At 67.5% G+C, this 271-nt stretch carries 1 protein-coding gene; it reads left to right on the plus strand.

The features are described 5' to 3' along the window. Positions 1-182: aldolase/citrate lyase family protein (locus SB658_RS24050; protein ID WP_410602861.1), on the plus strand; the 182-nt coding region annotated here is incomplete at its 5' end. Positions 183-271 lie beyond the last annotated feature (89 nt).

Genomic DNA, 271 nt, shown 5'->3' on the forward strand with positions numbered 1-271 from the left:
GTGATCGCCTGGCGGACGCGGTGATCCTCGACCTCGAGGATGCCGTGCTCCCTGACGCGAAGGCGGCGGCGCGCACCAACCTGATCAGCGCCGCGATCGATCCCGATCGTGTGATCGTGCGGGTGAATGCACCGAGCAGCGAGCACTTCGCCGCTGACCTCGAGGCTCGCAGATGTCGATGATCGGATCATCGACCTTCACGCCAGGGGTCTCCGCGTAGGAGTCGGTCGTCACAGCCGGGCCGGAAGGCGCAGCGGTTGCGACGGAGGGC

Origin of the sequence: Bacillus sp. SIMBA_008 (assembly GCF_046535495.1) — a bacterium.
GTDB classification, from domain to species: domain Bacteria; phylum Bacillota; class Bacilli; order Bacillales; family Bacillaceae; genus Bacillus; species Bacillus subtilis.